Source organism: Mesorhizobium sp. WSM4871 (genome assembly GCF_055811295.1).
On sequence record NZ_JBVVPU010000003.1, the window covers coordinates 301,530 to 321,379 of the forward strand.

Consider the following 19,850-nt stretch of genomic DNA (forward strand, 5'->3'; position numbering starts at 1 on the left):
CACGGGCGGGTGAGGCAGGCCGGCGACGGATTTTTCCCTCGCCGGCCTTTTTCTACGCGCGGGGAACCGCGTCAGGCGCGGCTGCGCCGGCGCTCGCGACGGGCCTCGCTGGTCTCGGCGGTGTTTTCCGTCGCCTGCTTGTTGCGCATCGGGCCGATCCGCTCGACGATCGTCTCGACGGTCGGGCGGTCCGACCTGGTGTGCGCATCGAGCGCCTTGCGCATGGCGGCAAGGTGCTGGAACGAGGTGCCGCAGCAGCCGCCGACGATCCTGGCGCCGGCATCGACGGCGAGCCTGACATAGTCGGCCATCAGTTCGGGCGTGCCGGAATAGTGGATCTCGGTGCCGCGAAATTCCGGAATGCCGCAATTGCCCTTGACGATCACCGTCGCCTCCGGCTTCGGCTCGGTCATGTCGAGCAGCGAGGCGAGAATGTCGGAGGCGCCGACACCGCAATTGGCGCCGACACCGAGCGGTGCCTGCGACAGCCCGTCGACAACGCCGTGGATATCCTTCGGCAGCAGGCCCATCATGGTGCGGCCGGCGGTGTCGAAGGAGCCGGTATAGGTGTAGGGCAGGCCGACGCGGATGGCGGCTTGCGCCGCGGCGCGGATTTCGTCCGGCGCCGACATGGTTTCGATCCATGCGACTTCGGCGCCGCCGGCCTTGAGTCCTTCGATCTGTTCGGCAAAGGCGTCGACCGCCTCGTCATAGGTCATGGCGCCGAGCGGCACCAGCAATTCGCCGGTCGGGCCGACCGAGCCGGCGACGATGACCTTGCGGCCGGCTTTGTCGGCGACGGCGCGGGCGATCTCGGCGGCACGCTGGTTCAGCGCATGCACGCGGTCTTGCGCATGATGCAGCTTCAAGCGATGGCGGGTGCCGCCGAAGGAATTGGTCAGGATGATGTCGGCGCCGGCATCGACAAAGTTCTGGTGCAGGCTGGTGATGGTGTCGGGCGCGGTCTCGTTCAACAACTCGGGAGCCTCGCCGGCCTCCAGCCCCATGGCGAACAGATTGGTGCCGGTGGCGCCATCGGCGAGCAGAACGCCCTTTTCGGCAAGCAGCGCGTCGATCGGGTTGGTCATGGTGAGATACGCCTTCCGGTATTTCTTTGGGCCGGGGGAATTTTCTTTGGATAAGGATATAAAGAACTCTTTATATGGCGTCAATGTCGAGAGGCGTGCTGCCGCCTGTCAAAATCGCATCTCGGCCAGCCTTTGCGTGAAGCTGGCGGCCTCATGCGCGTTGACATCCGCGGCACGGATCAGATTGTCGAAATGGCTGGTCAGGGTGCGGACCGGCTGGGTCGCGTTGAGCACCAGATACATGTCACCGACATAGATGGCGGCGCGATAGGGGCCGAAGATGGTGTAGGGGATCGAATAGCGCATCCGCCCGTCATAGAGAAACAGGCGGAAGGTCGGATAAAGGTCGTCGAGCAGCGTTGCCATGTGGAGAAGCTGCTGGCGGCGTTCGGCCTCCGGGAAACGATCCCACACGCCCAGCCCGCGCGCAAAGATCTCCAGCGTGTGGCGCGGCATACAGACTTCCATGTCGGTTTCCGGCCGCCGATTGTAGTCGATGCGGTACTGCGTCTCGCCGGCCTGCGCCTCGCGGCTCTTGTTGGCGATGCCCGCTTCGTAGTCGACCAACGCCTCGGTGCGCAGGAGGTCGGGAATGCCGGCCGGCACATAGCGGATTTTCGTGCCCGCGGCCTCGGCATGCCATTTGGCCAGCAGCGTGCGGTCGAAGCCGTCGGGCGCCTCCTCGATCTCGAGGCTTTCGCGGATTTCGCCGGTGACGCCCTCGTCCTGGCTGAGGCCGAGCAGCCAGTCGAGCGACACCTTGAATTCGGCGGCGATGTTGAGCAGCGTTTCGGCGCGGGGCAGGCGGGTCGAGGCGCCTGAGAGAAGCTGCGAAAGCGCTGAACGGTCGATGCCCACCGCCATGGCGAAAGCGGACTGGTTCAAGTCCGACCGTGTCAAGAGCATTTTCAGGCGCTCGCGAAAGATCGTCGACAGGTCGCGCTTGTCCATCATTTCCGCTCCGGCTCCTGGAGGAAAAATTTCCGCTGAGACCGACGAGCCCACGCCTCAGGCGTAAATGAATCCTCTGAGTTGTTTACTAAACATAACATGTGCGGCTTTAAATGCGCAATCGCAACATTTTGTGCACTTTGTCGCGTTGCGGCAACCTAACACTCCTGACACAATGTTGTCAGGAATCAGAGGGGTTCCGGCGACTGAGAGGCAGTGGTCGATAACATGACGAACACGGGCAATGGACGACGCAGTGCAACGGCCATCGAATGGCCGACCGTGTTTCTGGCATTTTTCTGCTACGGCATCTGGATCGTCACCGGCTTTCTGATCTGGCCGTCCTACCCGATCCTGGCCCTCGCCTTACTGTCCTTCACCGCCGCGCTGCAATCATCGATCATGCACGAAGTGCTGCACGGTCATCCGACCCGCAACGCGCGGGTCAACGAAGCTTTCGTCTTCCTGCCGATCGGTCTCGTCTGGCCCTACCGCCGTTTCAAGACCATTCACCTGCGTCATCACGCCGACGAACGGCTGACCGACCCGCTCGACGACCCCGAGAGCTACTACAAGGCGCTGTGGCATCATGACGAATTGCCGCCGGCGATGAAGTTCGTGCTCAGGATCAACAACACCATGGTCGGCCGCTTCGTGCTCGGCCCATGGCTTTCCTGCATCGGCTTCTTCATCGACGACGCCAAGCAGATGGTCGCCGGCGACAGGACGATCCGCAAGGCATGGCTGCTGCACGCGATCGGCCTCGCAGTGGTGCTGCCCATCGTGCAGTTCGGCTTCGGCATCCCGCTGTGGCTCTACATCCTGGTGCCGGTGTGGCTCGGCCAGTCACTGATCTCGATCCGCACCTTCGCCGAGCACCAGTGGTCCGAGCATCCGGAAGGCCGCACGGTGATCGTCGAGCGTTCGCCGCTGTCCTTTCTGTTCCTCAACAACAATTTGCATTTCGTCCATCACAAGAGCCCGACAGTGGCCTGGTACCGGCTGCCCAAGCTGTTTGCCGACCGCCGTGACGAATGGCTGCGAATGAACAATGGCTACGCCTATCCGAATTATTTCGCGCTGCTCAGGGCATACGCCTTCAAGGCGAAGGAGCCGATCGTCCATCCTGTGCTCAGGCGTACGCCGGAGCCGGGCAGGGCCTTCAAGCCGCGTGTCAGGGCGCGCAGCCTCAATGGGCTTGGCAGTGCGCCGGTTCCGGCCGAGCCGCCGAAAGAATGAGGTTTGCGACTTTGTCGCGCTGGCGGCTATGGTCGTCACGGGCACCTGGCGTCCAAGATCTCATCAATCCTCTGGCATAACGGTCGATTCCCGGCATGAGCGAATTCGTTGCGGCGTTGCCGATGTATGACTGGCCCGAAATGCGAGGCGAGGTCGATGCCCTGTGGGTGCGGCTGCGCGATGCGTTTCGGCAAGCAGGCATCGATGCGCCGCAGTCCATTGTCCGCCGCAATGGCGACCTGCCGCCGGTCCCGGGAGGTATCCGCGATGCGGAAGGCAAGATCATCGCGCCCGATCCGGCGACGCTTCCGCCGGACGAACTCGATTTTCACCGGCTCTGGCGGCATCCGGCGCTGCTCTTCGCGCAGACCTGCTGGGGGCCGATGGACCTTGGCCTGTCGGCGCATGTCCAGGTGGTCGCCCAGCCAAGCTACGATGCCTATGAAGGTGGCCAGGGCGAACTTTATTCCAGCGCGCTGGTGATGCGGGCGGGCGAGGGGCCGATGGCGCGATCACCTGACGACGGCAGGCCGCTCATCCCGCTCGAACTCATCAGCGGCAAGCGATTCGCTTTCAACAGTGTCGATTCCATGTCGGGCTTCATTGGGCTAACGCGCGACCTGGAAGCGATGGGCGAAAGTCTGGACATATTTTCGGCGCGTAGCGAAAGCGGTGGCCATCGCGCTTCGATCGTCGCCATTGCAGAGGGCACGGCCGATGTCGCGGCCATCGACTGCGAGAGCTGGGCGCTGGCGCAGCGCTTCGAGCCCGCGGCGCAAAAACTGACGGTCGTCGGCTGGATGGGGCGGCGTAAGGGCCTGCCTTTCATCACAGCCAGAACGACGTCCGAAGAGATCGTCGCCGCGTTGCGCGAGGCTGCCGCGGCTGTTCGTTGAAACCCGGATCGATCAGCCGCCGAGCAGCCGCTCGTCGAGCGGATAGATCGAGAGCTGCTGGTTGCCGGTTTCGGTGATCAGGATCTGCTCCTCGATCTTGACGCCCTCGTGGCCGCCAAGCCGGCCGATATAGCTCTCGACGCACAGCACCATGCCGGCTTCGAGAACGCCGTCCGGCGTGTCCTGCGTCCAGTCGCTGGCATGCGGCAGCGTCGGGTATTCGTCGGCCAGGCCGACGCCGTGATAGAGCACGCCATAGCGCGTCGGAAAGCAGTCGCCCGGCGGCGCCGCCGAGCGTTCGACAAGATCGCGGAACGATGTGCCCGGCTGCATCAGGGCTGAATTGTGGGCGATCTGGTCGGCGGCGATGCGGTAGAGGTCACGCTGTTCATTCGACGGCTTGTTGTCGCCGCAGAGCCAGGTGCGCGACAGGTCGGCGCAGAATCCGTAGGGGCCGATCAGGTCGGTGTCGAACGCAACGAGATCGCCGGCTTCGACGATTCGGGACGAGCATTCCTGGAACCACGGATTGGTGCGCGGGCCCGACGATAACAGCCGGGTTTCGATCCATTCGCCGCCGCGCGCAATGTTGCCGCGGTGGAGTTCAGCCCAGACCTCGTTTTCGGAGATGCCTGGCTTCAGCGCCTTTTCCATCTCGCCCATCGCCGCTTCGCAAGCGACGATCGAGCGGCGCATGGCGAGGATCTCGTCGGGCGATTTGATCAGCCGCGCATTCTCCATCACTGCTTCGCCATTGCCGATGGAAACGCCGAGGCGGGCAAGTTGCTCGACGCCTTCGGGGTTGATGTGGTCGACGGCGATGCGGCTGTTGCCGCCGCCATGCTCCCGCACAAGGTCGGCGATGCCATCCGCCCAGCGGCGGACCTTCAGTTCGGTCAGTTCGCCGCTGTAGAGATACATCCACGACACCGCCGGCCGCACCTCGTCGACGACGCCGGAATGGTCGGAAAGGTGCTCGCAGGAGAAATAATCGAACAGCACCACCGGCCCTTCGGTGGCGACGAAGCAATGCCTGGTCGGATTGTGCGCGACCCAGAGCTGCATGTTGGTCGAGTCGGTTGCATAACGGATGTTGATCGGGTCGTAGAGCAGGGCTCCTGCATAGTCGCGGCGCTTGAGTTCGGCGCGGATACGGTCGAGACGGTACTGGCGCATGGCGGGCAGGTCGGGAGCGGCGATGCCGGCGGCCTGCCATTCGGCTTCCGCCAGCGCGCCATAGCCCAGCACATGCTGGTTGAGTTCGGCGGCTTTCTGGCGCGACTTCAGGCGCAGCGCATCGATGGAACCGGCTTCACCCGGCTCGAACGGCATGATCTTGCGGTGGCGGCCGAACCGTCGCTCGGTGCCGTGCTCGCTCATTTTGCGTCCTGCTTCTTCAGCTTGATGACGTTTACAAGCCTGCCGTCGCTGGCGCCGAGAAATTCAGGAATCCTCAGGCTGCGGCTTGCGCCGTCCACGACAAAACCTGCCTGGTGGATGCGCTCCACGATGTCCGGTTGCGGGTTTGGCTTGTCGAGCCAGACCAGCACGGCGGGCTCCTGCAGCAAGGCAGCAAAGCCCGGCACTTCTTTTCCGAGCACGACGAGGTCGGGGTCGGCGAGCCTGAGGTTTCCGACCCAGTGCCAATCCGATGTGACCGTCTTGATCGCGCCATCCGCGGTCAGATCACGGTACAAAGTCTGATAGTCGAGACGGACGACGCGCCCCTGGCCCTTTCCGCCATAGACCTGATAGGCCCACGTCACGGGCAGGATCAGAATGGCCAGTGCGGCTGCGACGGTGATGACGAAGTCTTGTGCGATCCTGCCTTTTTCGCCGAGGGAATCCATACGGACGGCGAAAGCAACAGGAAGAAAAAGCAGGATCGGCAGCAACCAGCGCGCCCTGAACGTGGTGGCGCCGCTGACAATCACCAGCACAACGGTGATACCGAGCCCGAAGCCGAGAATGCGCCACAAGAGCGTTTCCGAACCTGGAAGCGGTTGCCGGAACATCAATGGAGAAACCCGTCCCGCCAGCATCGCCACTGCGAAAATCACGACCGGCAGGATGGTAAAATCCCGTACGGCTTCGCCAAGGTCGACGATGCCTTTCAATGAAGTGAGAAGAGCACTGTCGCCCGCATCGATGCCGAATTTGTAGCTGCGCGCCAGCAATTCGCCCGGATGCGTGGCGGTCCAATACAGTGTCGGCAGGCACACCAGCAGCGCCACGGCGATGCTGACCATGATTTGCGGACGCAGAACGGCTCGGCGGGTTTCGCGCATCGACAAGGTCGCCGCCAGCATCGCGGCAATCAGGATGACGTTGTTGTATTTCGCCAGCACCGCCGCACCGATCGCCAGGCCGAACAAGGCATAGGCCAGCAGCGATTTGCGCCGCAGAAGCTCGACAAGCGCAAGCAGCAGCAGCCCCGAGAAACAAAAAGCGGCAACGGTATGCGACAAGGTGTGCTGCATTTCCCAGATCAGCTGAGGAAACAGCAACAGACCTAGAATGGAGGCAACCGCGGCGCGCTGGGAATAGCCAAGTTTGCACACCGCAACGAAGACCGACGCCAAGGCCACGAAGATCAGCGAATATTTCAGTATTTTAAGCGTGAGGATGTTGGTTCCGAAAACCGAAGATGTCAGCCAGCCGAGCCAGGAATAGAGCGGCGGCTGGGAGCCGCCGTAGCCCGCCCATAAAAACCGCATGTACATCAGCTGTTCGGAGTCGTCGACGCCGCCCCCGGTTCCCGCCCAGAAGCTGGCGAGCGTCATCACGACGATCTGAAGGCAGCAGTAAAGCGCGACCATGACGATCGCCGCGGGGAAGGGGCCGATCCTGGCCTCGCCGAGCCACTCGGCCCATTTCATCGAATACTTCAAGGAATTCTCATCGCCCAAGCCGGCACGATTTGCCGCCGGCTCCGCTAGCATGAGACCTTACCCTGCACAATGTAGCTCCAGCCTGTCCCTATGTCCGCATCTTCTCGCCGCTCGGATCGAAAGGCGGCTCGACATTGATGCGGGCCGGGCGCCGGTGTCCGAGGATCTCGATTTCGAACAGTCCGGTGCTCTCATCCTCGGCAAGTGCCGCAGGCACATAGCCCTGCGCCATCGACTTCTGGACATAATGCGCATAGCCGCCGGAGGTGACCCAGCCGACCACGCGCCAGTCGCCATCGACGATACCGCGCACGGCCGAGGCGCCTCGCGCTGCCTTCGAGCCACGCACCTCCTTGCCAGATGTGTCGAAGCGCGGCGCGCCGTAGCCATGCGGCTTTTCCACCGTGCCATAGTCCTTGCCGACCTTGGCCCAGATCGGCTCGTCGCCCATCACATCGGCATCGGCTGCGTCGACGAAGAAGGAGACGCGGCGCAGTTTAGGTCCTTCCGCCTGTTCCTTGGCTGCTGCCTCGCGGCCGATGAAATCGTTCTTCTCCAGCTTGATGAAGCGGTCCATCGAGCCTTCGAACGGTCCGTAGATCGGGCGCAGTTCGCGGAACCAGGTCGGAAAATTCTTTTCCAGGCGCATCGACAGTAGGGCGCGCATGCCGAAATCGACCAGGCCGAATTCCTCGCCGGCCTCCTTGATCGCCTTGTAGACCAGGCGTTGATAGGCCGGCGCCATCCAGATCTCGTAGCCGAGGTCGCCGGTATAGGTAATGCGGTTGACCATGCAGGGCGCGCCGCCGACCGCCATCTCGCGGAAATCCATAAAGCGGAAGGCCTTGGTCGAAATGTCGACGTCGACCAGCTTCTGCAGCAGGTCGCGGGATTTCGGCCCGGCGATGGAGAGACCGACCAGCGTCTGGTCGAAGCGGTGGATGCGCACCTCTGACGCCCTTGGACCGTCCTTCGGCAGGTGCTTTTCGAACCAGCGCATATGGTATTTCTGCGCGGCGGACGAACCCCAGATCATGAAGCGGTCTTCTCCGGCCTTTGCGATGGTGAAGTCGCCGATCAGCTTGCCGAATTCATTGATCATCGGCGTCAGCACGATGCGGCCGGTCTTCGGCATGCGATTGGTCATCAGCCGGTTGAGGAAGTCTTCCGCTCCCGGCCCCGACACCTCGTATTTGGCGAAGTTGGCGATCTCGGTGACGCCGACCTTGTCGCGGGTGGCGCGCACTTCCTCGCCGATCGGGCCGAAATCGTTGGAGCGGTGGAAGGAGACGATGTCCTTCGGCTCCTTGCCCTTCGGCGCGAACCAGAGCGGGGTTTCGAGACCCCAGCTGTCGCCCATGACGGCATTGTTGGCGAGCATCGTGTCGTAGAGCGGCGTCGTCTGCGCCGGGCGTGCCGCCGGCAGTTCCTCATTGGGGAAGCGGATGGAGAAGCGGCGCGAATAGTTTTCGCGCACCTTGGCGTTGGTGTAGCGCAGGCTCGCCCACTCGCCGAAGCGGGCCACGTCCATGCCCCAGACGTCGAAGCCTGGATCGCCGTGGACCATCCAGTTGGACAGCGCGAGGCCGACGCCGCCGCCCTGGCTGAAACCGGCCATGACGGCGCAGGCGCACCAGAAATTGGTCAGGCCCTGCACCGGGCCGACGAGCGGGTTGCCGTCGAGCGCGAAGGTGAAGGGGCCGTTGATGATCTGCTTGATGCCGGCCTTCTCGATGCCGGGGAAATGCTTGAAGCCGATCTCCAGCGACGGCGCGATGCGGTCGATGTCGGGCTGCAGCAATTCATGGCCGAAATCCCAGGGCGTGTTGACCGGCGACCACGGCTTGCAGGCCTTTTCGTAGGTGCCGAGCAGGATGCCGTTACGCTCCTGGCGGGTGTAGATCTCACCCTTGAAGTCGAGCACGCCGATCATCTCGCGGCCGGTCGATTTGTTGAATTCCTCGACCTCCGGCATCGGCTCGGTGAGCAGATACATGTGCTCCATCGCCAGCACCGGCAATTCGACGCCGACCATGCGGCCGATCTCGCGCGCCCACAGGCCGCCGCAGTTGACGACGTGCTCGGCCTTCACCGTGCCTTGCTCGGTGACGACGTTCCAGGTGCCGTCGACCTCCTGCGTCAGTTCGACGACGCGGTTGCGCAGCACGATCTCGGCGCCGAGTTTCTTTGCCGCCTTGGAATAGGCGATGGTCGTGCCGGACGGGTCGAGATGGCCCTCCACCGGATCCCACATGGCGCCGACGAAATTGCTCTCGTCCATCAGCGGGAACATCGCCTTGGCCTCGGACGGCGTGATCAGCTCGGTGTCCATGCCGAGATAGCGGCCCTTGGCGTGGGCGAGCCGCAGGAAATCCATGCGCTCCGGCGTGTCGGCCATCATCACGCCGCCGGTCAGGTGCAGCGAGCAGGACTGGCCGGAAAGCTCCTCGATCTCCTTGTAGAGCTGCACCGTATAGGCCTGCAGCTTGGCGACGTTGGGGTCGCCGTTCAGCGTGTGAAAGCCGCCCGCCGCATGCCAGGACGAACCGGAGGTGAGCTCCGAGCGTTCGATCAGCATGATGTCGGTCCAGCCGGCCTTGGCCAGGTGATAGAGCACCGAGCAACCGACGACGCCGCCACCGATGACAACCGCTTTGACGTGAGATTTCATAAAGTTAGGTCCGTTTTTGCGTAAACTGAATCAGTTGATCTGTCAGCGATAACTTCGAGCTCCGACGCCGAAGTCGACGTGTTGCCGAGCCTCGGTCAGAAATCGGTTGGTGCGCCGCCTTCGGCGCGGCGCTTTTCGACGAAGGCGTTGAGCTCTTCGCGAATGGCCGGGTCCATGTAAGGCTCGTCATAGGAAGCCAGCCGTTCCTTCCACACCCTGTTGGCCTTTTCGAGTGCCGTCGGTGAGCCTGCTTCCGCCCAGGTCTCGAAATTGCGCCAGTCGGAAAGGATCGGCGAATAGAAGGCGGTCTTGTAGCGGTCCTGCGTGTGCTGGGTGCCGAAGAAATGGCCACCCGGGCCGACCGACTGGATGGCGTCGAAGCCGAGCGCCTCTTCCGAGAGGTCGAGCGGCGTGAGGAATTCGGCCACCATCTGCAACAGGTCGATGTCCAAAATGGTCTTCTCATAGGAGCAGCGCAGTCCGCCTTCGAGCCAGCCGGCCGCATGCATCATCAGATTGCCGCCGCCCTGGATGGCGCCCCACAGCGAAAACACGCTTTCATAGGCCGCCTGCGCGTCGACCGTGTTGGCGGCGCAGGTGTTGGAGGTGCGGTAGGGGATTTGATAGCGGCGGGCGAGCTGGCCGCCAACCAGCTGCGCCTTCATGTATTCGGGCGTGCCGAAGGCCGGCGCGCCGGATTTCATGTCGACGTTGGACGTAAAGCCGCCATAGCCGACCGGAGCGCCCTTGCGGACCATTTGCGCGAAAGCGATGCCGGACAGCGCTTCGGCATTCTGCTGCACGAGCGCGCCGGCGATGGTCACCGGCGCCATTGCACCGGACAGGGTGAACGGCGTGACGATGACGACCTGGCCCTTGCTCGACATCTGGATGATGCCTTCCATCATCGGCACATCGAGCTTGAGCGGCGAATTGGTGTTGATGATGGTGAAAACCGACGGCTCCTCGAGCAACTGCTCGTGGCTGATGCCGCGCGCGATGCGGGTGATCTCGATGCCGTCGACATTGCGCTCCTTGCCGAGCGAATAGATGTGGAACACCTTGTCGGTCAGCGTGGCAAGATCGCGGATGCATTCGAGGTGGCGGACCGAAGGGTGGATGTCGATCGGCTCGACCGGATAACCGCCGGTGCAGTTCAGGATGTTGTGCATCTGCGCCAGCCGCAGGAAATTGCGGTAGTCCTGCTGGTTGCCGGGCCTGCGGCCGCGATCGATATCGGAGCAGTTGGGCGCCGACGCCATCATCGAGAGGATCAGATTGTCGCCGCCAAAGCGCACATTGTGCGCCGGATTGCGGGCATGGATGGTGAATTCCGACGGGCAATGCGAAACGAGTTCGAGGATCATGTCGCTGTCGAAGCGCACCCGCTCGCTGCCTTCGCGGACATCGGCGCCATGCGCCTTCATGATGCGGCGGGCTTCGTCGTGCAGGACGTCGACGCCGATTTCCCTGAGCACCCGCAAGGAGGCAAGGTGGATCGATTCCAGCTCGTCGTCGGAGACCAGCCTGGTCGGCGTCAGCGGGATTTTCAACTGGCGGAACGGTGGCTGCTCGAACGACGCCGAGCCGCCGGCGCGCTTGCCCGCGCGGCCGCCGCGACGGGCGCGATCGGTTGCCAATGGCGGTTCGGCGGGGTGAAGGGCGGCGGTCATGACGGGGCCTCGTACGCTGCGATAATGCGGCGGCATAATGGACCGCCGGCTGTCCAGCCATTGCGGAGGCGGCGACCACTAGGGCGAGGGAAGCGACATGCCGAAAGGGCAGCTGGACGACGCGGGTGCCATAACGTGAAATGCGTTGCAGTTCTGTCTTTTGCTTCTGGCATACTTCCTTGTTGAGCAACTTCGAGGGGGACCGCAATGCCGGACGTCATCAAAGTGCGTGCTGCCACAAACAACGAAGTTGCGTTCCTGTCATGGGATCTCGACGGGATGATCCCGGGCTGTCTCGGCTTCGAGATCGTGCGCCTCTATCCCGACACTGGCGAGGAGCGATGCCTGGCGTCGTGGGTGCCGTTCAAGGGCCAGCGCAATTCAAGGTGGATCCCGCAGGACACCGGCGTATGGCCGGTGCAAAAGACATTCTGGCGCGACCTTACCGTGCGCCGGCGCCGCGACAGCCTCGGCGTCAGGCCGCAGGGCGAGATGATCGCCTACCGCGTGCGCCCGGTCGGCGACATGAAGCCGGGCCTCGATCCGGTGCCGGTGCGCCCGGATCAGGTCGTCGACGGCAAACCCGCCTATACCGGACCGGTGCGGCCGCTTGGCTATCTCGGCCAGGGCGCCGTCAGCCCGCCGATCTTTCTCGGGCAGATGTTCGGCAAGGCGCGGGTCGCCTTCACCAATGGCGTGCTGTCGACGCAATGGATGTCGCGCGCCCTGAAGGATGCCGGGATCAAGGTCGGGCAGCGCGACAAGATCAGGGCCGAGCTCGAGCGTCCCGGCAGCGAGATACGCGCCTATCTGCATGGCGACGTGCCGGATGTGCTCACCAGCCTGATGAAACGGGCCAAGGACGAGGGCGGCACTGTCAGGCTTGCGCTTTACGAACTTGGCGACGACGAGCTCTGCGACGCCATCATCGACGCCAAGGATGTCGTCGACGTCATCCTCTCGAATTCGGGCAGGGATACCCAGACAAAGGCCTGGGACGCCGGCAACGCACCTTTCAGAAAGCGGTTGCGCGACGCCGGCGTCACGCTGACCGATCGTCTGTTCAACAACAACCATATCGGCCACAACAAATTTGCCGTCTACCGCGATGCGCAAGGCGATGCGCAGGCGGTCATGACCGGCAGCACCAACTGGACCTCGACCGGCATTTGCGGGCAGACCAACAACGCCTTCATCCGTGACGACCCTGCGATGGCCAAGGTGTTCGATGCCTATTGGGAGCGCATGAAGGCCGACGTGTTCCCGCCGCCGGCCAGCAAAAGCGCGGCCGGTCGGGTCGCGCAGACGCAAGGCGTGCCGTTTCGCAGGGAAAACCGCATACCAAACCCGCTGAACGGCGCCTCGGCAAACCTGGATGGCATGACGGTATGGTTTTCGCCGAACGATCCCGACCGCAACAAGAAGGACATCTCGGTGCGGCCGGTCGACCTTGCGGATGTTTTCGCCAGGATCAAGGCGGCGAAGCGCGCTGTGCTCTTCCTGGTGTTCAATCCTTCACGGCTTGGCGAAAATTCGATCGTCGACCAGGCCGTCGCGGCGGCCAAGGCGGATCCTAAGCTGATCGTGCAGGGCGCGATCAGCGACCCTGCCGCCATGCCGAACTACGTCGCCCCGACCAGGGATCCGGTCACCCACAAATCGAACAAGGACGGCAAGACGCCATTCGTCTTTCCCGAAAAAGTCTGGGAGGCGCCGAACGTGTCCATCGTCAGGGCGGCAAATCTCACCGGAGCCACGGTTGCGCGCGACTTCCAGGCAGAGGTGCTGACCGTCGGCCACGCGATCGTCCACGACAAGATCGTGATCATCGATCCGATGGAAGACAACGCCACCGTCATCACCGGCAGCCACAATCTCGGTTACAAGGCGTCCTACGAGAATGACGAGAATTTGGTGATCGTCGAAGGCGACAAGACGTTTGCCGCAGCCTATGCGGTCCACATGCTCGATGTGTTCGACCACTACAAGTTTCGCGCCTGGCGCCGGACCATCGGGAAAGGGCCTTCCGATAACGACGGGCTCTCCATCGACGACAAGTGGCTGAAGCCTTACGCGGACGGCAAGAAGGGAGCCATTGCCCGCTATTTTCCGTAGTCACTGATTGCAGGGCACGCACAATTCGTCGTGCAAGCGATGGTCCTTTGGCGCAAGCGGATTTCGTGTGCCGGCCCTTTCTTTCGCGAAATCGAACCGCTAGCTGGGTGATTTGCCGATCGGATGGTCTGCAATTCACAGGGATGGCGGATGGTCGCGACCAGTTCGAGCGATGGCGAGGCGGGAACGCAGTGGGCGGCACTTGCCGGCGTTACTGCCGCCCTGGCCATGTTCGGCGCCGCGCAAGGGCTGAGCTATCCGCTGTTCACGCTGCTGATGCAGCGGCAAGGCATGTCGCCGGCGCTGATCGGCCTTTCCGCGGCGATGATGCCGGTTGGCCTCATCCTGTCGGCTTCGTTCGTGCCGGCAGCCGTCCGGTGTTTTGGTGCGCGCAATCTCGCCGTCGGCTGCTCGCTGGCCGGCGCGCTCTGCTTCCTGGGCATCGGTTATCTGCAGGATTGGGTCGCCTGGTTCATCATCCGCTTCCTCGTCGGCGTGGTCATCAATCCGCTCTATGTGCTTGGCGAGGTGTGGGCGCTGTCGCTGGCGCCACCGTCGCGCCGTGGCAGGGTGATGGGTGTGTTCAATACGCTGCTGGGCGCCGGCTACGCGGCGGGGCCGCTGATCCTGATCACGGTCGGCACATCGGGATGGCCCCCCTTCGTCGCGGCGATATCGGGCTTTGCGCTCTGCGCACTGATCCTGCGCGCCGTCTCGTCCAAATTGGCCGGTTTCGAGGATGACGACCAGATCCAGGGCGGCATCGTCGGCTTCGCCAGGCTCGCGCCGGCGCTGCTGCTGGCGGTCCTGGTTGCGGCCGCGGTGCAGCAGAGCACCTATGCGCTGATCCCGGTCTTCGGCACAGGCTACGGCTTGCCGGAGGCGAGGCTGGCGGCGCTGGTGACGGCGCTGTCGGCCGGCAACATTCTGCTGCAGATCCCGCTTGGGCTGATGGCCGAGCGCTTTGGCGGCCGAGCGATGATCGTGTTTTGCGCTTTGGCGACGGCCGCTTGCGCGCTGTTGCTGCCGCTCGTGATCACGACGCCGCTGGTCTGGCCCGTGCTGGTGGTGATGGGCGCGGTCGGCTACGGCGTCTATACGATGGCGCTGGTAGAACTCGGCAGCCGGTTCAAGGGGACCGCGCTTGTCGCCGGCAACGCCGCCTTCGCCCTGATGTGGGGCGCCGGCGGCATTGTCGGCCCGCCCGGCGCCGGCGCGCTGATGCAGGTGATCGGTCCGCTTGGGCTGCCAGCGGTGATTGCCGGCCTCGATGTGCTGCTGATCGCGTTCGCGCTCTATCGCTCCGCCAGGCGCAAGAACTCCTGACAGGCTTTGGCGGGAGCAAGCGGTTTTTCCCCCGGTGGGTCTTACTCCGATCGGACAGAGCCGCTAGTCCTGAAGACCCTTATTTAGGTGCAAATGATGGACCTGGCGGAAACGGACAGCGATAAAATGCAGTGGGCAGCGATCACCGGCGTGATCGCGACCGTTTCGGTGTTCGCCATCGCGCAAGGGCTCTCCTATCCGCTGCTGAGCTTCATCCTGCAGCGGCAGGGTGTCTCGCCAGCCATGATCGGGCTGTCGGCGGCAATGACGCCAATTGGCTTCATCGTCTCCTCGCCGCTGATCCCGGCCTTGGCGCGCCGGTTCGGGGCAGGGCGCACAGCGCTCACCTGCGCGGCGCTTTCGGCGATCGTGCTGGCGCTGATCGGCTGGACGCAGAACGTCTATCTGTGGTTTCCGCTGCGCTTCCTGATCGGCGCGGTGACCAACCCGCTCTACGTCTTGAGCGAAATCTGGGTGATCGCGCTGGCGCCGCCGGCACGCCGCGGCCGTGTCATGGGCGTCTATTCCACGATCATTTCGGCAGGTTTCGCCGCTGGGCCGCTTTGCCTGCTCGCCGTCGGCACCGAGGGATGGCCGCCCTTCCTTGTCGGGATCACTGCTTTCGTCTTCTGCGGTGCCTGCCTCGCGACGGTGCTGCCACGGCTGCCCAAGGTCGACGAGGCCGGGCACCGGGTTTCGGTCATGGGGTTCATGCCGTTGGCCTGGCTGCTGTTGTCGGCGGTCGTCGTGGCCGCCGGCTTTGAGCAGGCGGTGCTGGCGCTGCTGCCTGTCTACGGAACGCATTATGGCATCACCGAGACCCGCATGTCGGCGCTGCTGTCGGTGATGATCGCCGGCAACATCGCCATGCAGGTGCCGCTCGGCCTGCTGGCGGAACGGTTGACGGCGCGTCTGGTGCGCTTCGTCTGCGTATCGATGACCGTGCTCGGATGCGCGTTGCTGCCGCTGCTCATCGACACGCCCCTGATCTGGCCATGCGTCTTCATCTGGGGCGCGGTTTCCTACGGCATCTATACGATGTCGATCATCGAGCTTGGCGAGCGCTTCACCGGCTCGGCGCTTGTCGCCGGCAATGCCGCTTTTTCCCTGATGTGGGGGGTGGGTGGCATTCTCGTCCCACCGCTCACCGGCGGGGGCATGGACGTCATCGGTGCGTCCGGCCTGCCGATTACGCTCGGCGCGATTTGCCTGGCGCTGGCGGTCATGACCGTCGTGCGGCGGCGGATCGTGTAGCGCGAAAAACGGCGCGTCGTCTTGAATATCGGAGCCGGCATGTCGATGTTGGCGACGCTAGATCACATATTCGGAGATCATATGACCAAGCCGATCAAACAGGCGCAGTCGAATTCGGCGGCCGACGACCCCTTCCTCTGGCTGGAAGATCGAACCAGCGAGCAAGCGCTCGACTGGGTGCATCGCCAGAATGAAATAACCGTCGGAGAATTGCAGGGCGATCCGTCCTACCAGGCAACGTTCCAGACCGCGCTGGACCTTATGACGGCCGAGGACAATATCGCCGTAGGTGCCGCGCTCAACGGTTATGTCTACAATTTCTGGCAGGACAAGACCAATGTTCTCGGCCTCTGGCGGCGCACGACGGTCGCGTCCTACAAGACCGAGAAGCCGGCGTGGGAGACGATCATCGACTTCGACGTGCTATCGGCGAAAGAGGGTGTGAAGTGGGTGTTCGGCGGCGCCAGCCGGCTTTACCCGGACTTTAATCGCTGCCTGCTCTCGATGTCGCCCGATGGCGGCGACGCCAGCGAGATGCGCGAATTCGACATCGAAACCAAGTCGTTTGTCGAGGGTGGCTTTCGGGCCCCCGCCTCTAAATCGGGTTTTTCCTGGCTGGACAAGGACACGGTCATCGTCTCGGCAGCCTTCGAGGAGGCGGACAAGACGCAGTCCGGCTATCCGCGCGTGGTCAAGCTCTGGAAGCGCGGCACCGCGCTGGAAAACGCGACGCCGATCTTCGAAGCTGAGAAAGAGGACCTCGCCGCAGGGGCTGCTCTCGAGTTCGATGGCGACAGACGCTATCTGGTCCTGGCCCGGACGCTGAATTTCTTCGCCTCGCACATCTTTCTGCGATTGCCTTCAGGCGAGAACAGACGCCTTCCCTTGCCTGACGACATGACCGACAGCGCGATCTTTCGCGATCAGCTTGTCTTTGGCGTGCGCAGCCCATGGACGGCGCCGGACGGCGTGGTGTGCAAACCGGACGGCCTTTATTCGCTGGATCTGGCGCGCTGGGTCGAAACTGGCGCCTTGGGTCCGGTAGAGACCGTGCTTGAGCCGGCGCATCGTGTTTCCATCGCCGGTATCGCCCGCACGCAGGACCGATTGTTCATCAGCCTGATGGACAATGTGCGCGGCAAGGTCGTCGTCTGCGAACGCAACAACGGTACCTGGTCCCTGAAGCCTGTGGCGCTGCCGGAGAATGGCAATGTCGGCATCGCCCACGCCGAACATTTCGGCGCCAGTGTCTCTTTCTCCTTCACCGACTTCCTGACGCCGAGTTCGATCGTCTGGTCGGACGACGATGGCGCGACGCTTGCCACGGTGAAATCCCAGCCGGCGCGTTTCGACGCTTCGCCTTTCATCTCGGAACAGTTCGAGGCGCGCTCGAAGGACGGCACCATGATCCCTTACTTCGTCGTCAGGCGACGCGACCAGGATGGGCCGGTGCCGACGCTGCTTTACGGCTATGGCGGCTTCGAAGTGCCGCTGTTGCCGGGCTATGCCGGCGTGCGCGGCCGGCTGTGGCTGGAGAAGGGCAATGCCTATGTCCAGGCCAATATCCGGGGCGGCGGCGAGTTCGGCCCGAACTGGCACCAGGCGGCGCTCAAGGCCAACCGGCAGAATGCCTTCGACGATTTCGCCGCGGTCGCGCGGGATGTGGTGAAACGCGGCATCGCCACCGCAAGCTCGCTCGGCATCCAAGGCGGTTCGAATGGCGGCCTGCTGACGGGCGTTTCGCTGACGCAGCATCCCGAGCTGTTCGGGGCCGTGATCATCGAGGTGCCGTTGCTCGACATGCTGCGCTACACCGAACTGCCGCCCGGCGCCTCCTGGACGGCCGAGTATGGCGATCCGGCGAAACCGGACGAAGCGGCATGGCTCGCCGCCTATTCGCCCTATCAGCATGTCTCGGCCGATGCCGCCTATCCGCCGGTGCTGCTGACGACATCGACCGCCGATGATCGCGTCCATCCCGGCCATGCGCGCAAGATGGCGGCGCGGCTGCAGGCCGCCGGCCATGCCAAGACGTTGTTCTTCGAGGAGACCGAGGGTGGCCATGGCGGCCGCGGCGACCGTCGGCCGCAAGCCGCCCAGGCCGCGATGAAATATGTCTTCCTGCAAAGGGCACTAAGCGGGACGGCTTGAATCCCGGGCCTGAGGCAGCCTAAGGTGCGAGCATGGCTCGTACGAAGACATCTGGCGCCTTCGGGGTCGCGGTGACGCCGTCACCGCGCACGCTTCGTGCCGAGCTGCTCCGCCTGTGCGCCCGCATCGGCTATTCGCCGCCTGCTTTCCTCTGACGAATCCGCCCCGGCTGTGCCGGATTGATTCAAAGAGGAATGACCTGAGATGACTTACCAGAATTACTCGCTGAAGCAGCTTCAGCAGATCGACGCCGCGCATCATCTGCATCCGTTCACCGACCACAAGGAATTGCGTGAGACCGGCTCGCGCATCATCACCCACGCCAATGGGCCGTTCATCTACGATGCCGACGGGACGGAAATCCTCGACGGCATGGCCGGGCTGTGGTGCGTCAATGTCGGTTACGGCCGCGACGAGCTGGCCGATGCCGCCTGTGCCCAGATGAAGGAACTGCCCTACTACAATTCCTTCTTCAAATGCTCGACGCCGACGCCGGTGCTGCTCTCCAAGAAGCTGGCGGAACTGGCGCCCAAGGGCGTCAGCCAGGTCTTCTATGGCTCCTCCGGCTCGGAGGCCAATGACACGGCGCTAAGGCTCGTGCGCCACTACTGGGCGCTGGAGGGCAAGCCGCAGAAGAACCGCATCATCGCGCGCAAGATGGGCTATCACGGCTCGACGATCGCCGGCACCTCGCTTGGCGGCATGGACCTGATGCACAAGCAGCTCGGCGGCGCGGTTCCCAACATCGTCCATGTGATGATGCCTTATGCCTATGAGTTGGCGCTGCCCGGCGAAAGCGATCATGATTTCGGCCTGCGCGCCGCCAAGGCCGTCGAGGACGCCATCCTCGAAGCCGGCGCCGACAAGGTCGCCGCCTTCATCGGCGAGCCGGTGATGGGCGCGGGCGGGGTCAAGATCCCGCCGATGAGCTACTGGCCGGAAGTGCAGCGGATCTGCCGCAAATACGATGTGCTGCTGATGCTGGACGAGGTCATCACCGGCTATGGCCGCACCGGCGAATGGTTCGCGGCGCAAACCTTCGGCATCGAACCGGACACGATCACCACAGCCAAGGCGTTGACCTCCGGCTACCAGCCGCTGTCGGCGCTGCTGGTCGGCGACCGCATCGCGGCGACGCTGGTCGAGAAGGGCGGCGAGTTCTATCACGGCTACACCTATTCGGGTCACCCCGTGGCCTGCGCCGTGGCGCTGAAGAACCTCGAGATCATGGAACGGGAAGGCCTGGTCGACCGCGTCAAGAACGACACCGGCCCATATTTCGCAACAGCGCTGCAGGAGCGTATCGGTGGCCACGACCTGGTCGGCGAGGTGCGTTCGATCGGGCTGATGGGCGCGATCGAGATCGTCAGGGACAAGGCGACCAAGGAGCGCTTCCTTCCCGCGGGCAGTGCTGCGGTAACCGTTCGCGACCATGCGATCGCCCAAGGCATGATGCTGCGCGCCACCGGCGACACGATGATCCTGTCGCCGCCGCTGATCTGGACGTGCGAGACGATCGACATGGCCTGCGAGCGCATCGCCAGGGCGCTGGATCTGGCGCAAGCGGATCTGCGCAGCCGGTGAGGTATTGGCGG

At 63.6% G+C, this 19,850-nt stretch carries 14 protein-coding genes; 8 read left to right on the forward strand and 6 right to left on the reverse strand.

The features are described 5' to 3' along the window. Window positions 1–71 precede the first annotated feature (71 nt). Both bmt and AC0L2H_RS08110 read right to left on the reverse strand, forming a co-directional pair. Window positions 72–1,088 carry a betaine--homocysteine S-methyltransferase gene (bmt, locus tag AC0L2H_RS08105; RefSeq protein ID WP_473589735.1) on the reverse strand — a complete coding sequence of 339 codons (1,017 nt, stop codon included), beginning with the start codon at window positions 1,086–1,088 and terminating at the stop codon, window positions 72–74. A 108-nt stretch (window positions 1,089–1,196) separates the two neighbouring features. Continuing rightward, on the reverse strand, window positions 1,197–2,039 hold the full coding sequence (locus AC0L2H_RS08110) for a helix-turn-helix domain-containing protein (protein WP_107650272.1): 843 nt from the start codon (window positions 2,037–2,039) through the stop codon (window positions 1,197–1,199). Between the two features lie 228 nt (window positions 2,040–2,267). Here AC0L2H_RS08110 and AC0L2H_RS08115 point away from each other — a divergent pair, with 228 nt between their 5' ends. Together AC0L2H_RS08115 and AC0L2H_RS08120 are read left to right on the forward strand one after the other, a co-directional pair. Continuing rightward, complete coding sequence (locus AC0L2H_RS08115) at window positions 2,268–3,278, forward strand: fatty acid desaturase (RefSeq protein ID WP_473589736.1); 1,011 nt, start codon at window positions 2,268–2,270, stop codon at window positions 3,276–3,278. A gap of 95 nt (window positions 3,279–3,373) precedes the next feature. Then, window positions 3,374–4,174, forward strand: coding sequence for a phosphate/phosphite/phosphonate ABC transporter substrate-binding protein (locus AC0L2H_RS08120; RefSeq protein ID WP_473589737.1), 801 nt, complete (start codon window positions 3,374–3,376; stop codon window positions 4,172–4,174). Window positions 4,175–4,186: 12 nt separating this feature from the next. On the opposite strand, the gene AC0L2H_RS08125 is transcribed toward AC0L2H_RS08120, so the two are convergent. From AC0L2H_RS08125 to AC0L2H_RS08140, 4 genes are all read right to left on the reverse strand, one after another. After that, window positions 4,187–5,554 carry a M24 family metallopeptidase gene (locus tag AC0L2H_RS08125; RefSeq protein ID WP_473589738.1) on the reverse strand — a complete coding sequence of 456 codons (1,368 nt, stop codon included), beginning with the start codon at window positions 5,552–5,554 and terminating at the stop codon, window positions 4,187–4,189. After that, window positions 5,551–7,083, reverse strand: a complete 1,533-nt coding sequence (locus AC0L2H_RS08130) for a glycosyltransferase family 39 protein (protein ID WP_473589739.1) — start codon at window positions 7,081–7,083, stop codon at window positions 5,551–5,553. The genes AC0L2H_RS08125 and AC0L2H_RS08130 overlap by 4 nt, the downstream gene beginning before the upstream one ends. A gap of 70 nt (window positions 7,084–7,153) precedes the next feature. Next, a complete protein-coding gene (locus tag AC0L2H_RS08135; protein WP_473589740.1) occupies window positions 7,154–9,736 on the reverse strand; it encodes a GcvT family protein in 2,583 nt (860 codons plus the stop codon). 95 nt (window positions 9,737–9,831) lie between these two features. After that, window positions 9,832–11,409 carry a trimethylamine methyltransferase family protein gene (locus AC0L2H_RS08140; RefSeq protein WP_473589741.1) on the reverse strand — a complete coding sequence of 526 codons (1,578 nt, stop codon included), beginning with the start codon at window positions 11,407–11,409 and terminating at the stop codon, window positions 9,832–9,834. Window positions 11,410–11,616: 207 nt separating this feature from the next. Here AC0L2H_RS08140 and AC0L2H_RS08145 point away from each other — a divergent pair, with 207 nt between their 5' ends. The 6 genes from AC0L2H_RS08145 (at window position 11,617) to AC0L2H_RS08170 (ending at window position 19,839) form a co-directional block, all read left to right on the forward strand. Further along, entirely contained in the window at window positions 11,617–13,524 is a 1,908-nt protein-coding gene (locus AC0L2H_RS08145) for a phospholipase D-like domain-containing protein (RefSeq protein WP_473589742.1), read from the forward strand. Between the two features lie 150 nt (window positions 13,525–13,674). Beyond that, window positions 13,675–14,850, forward strand: coding sequence for an MFS transporter (locus tag AC0L2H_RS08150; RefSeq protein ID WP_473589743.1), 1,176 nt, complete (start codon window positions 13,675–13,677; stop codon window positions 14,848–14,850). Window positions 14,851–14,946: 96 nt separating this feature from the next. Continuing rightward, window positions 14,947–16,104, forward strand: a complete 1,158-nt coding sequence (locus tag AC0L2H_RS08155) for an MFS transporter (protein WP_473589744.1) — start codon at window positions 14,947–14,949, stop codon at window positions 16,102–16,104. A gap of 81 nt (window positions 16,105–16,185) precedes the next feature. Then, window positions 16,186–18,255 carry a prolyl oligopeptidase family serine peptidase gene (locus AC0L2H_RS08160; protein WP_473589745.1) on the forward strand — a complete coding sequence of 690 codons (2,070 nt, stop codon included), beginning with the start codon at window positions 16,186–16,188 and terminating at the stop codon, window positions 18,253–18,255. Between the two features lie 32 nt (window positions 18,256–18,287). Then, entirely contained in the window at window positions 18,288–18,410 is a 123-nt protein-coding gene (locus tag AC0L2H_RS08165; RefSeq protein ID WP_263788696.1) for a capsid protein, read from the forward strand. Between the two features lie 49 nt (window positions 18,411–18,459). Continuing rightward, complete coding sequence (locus tag AC0L2H_RS08170) at window positions 18,460–19,839, forward strand: aspartate aminotransferase family protein (RefSeq protein WP_473589746.1); 1,380 nt, start codon at window positions 18,460–18,462, stop codon at window positions 19,837–19,839. Window positions 19,840–19,850: the final 11 nt, after the last annotated feature.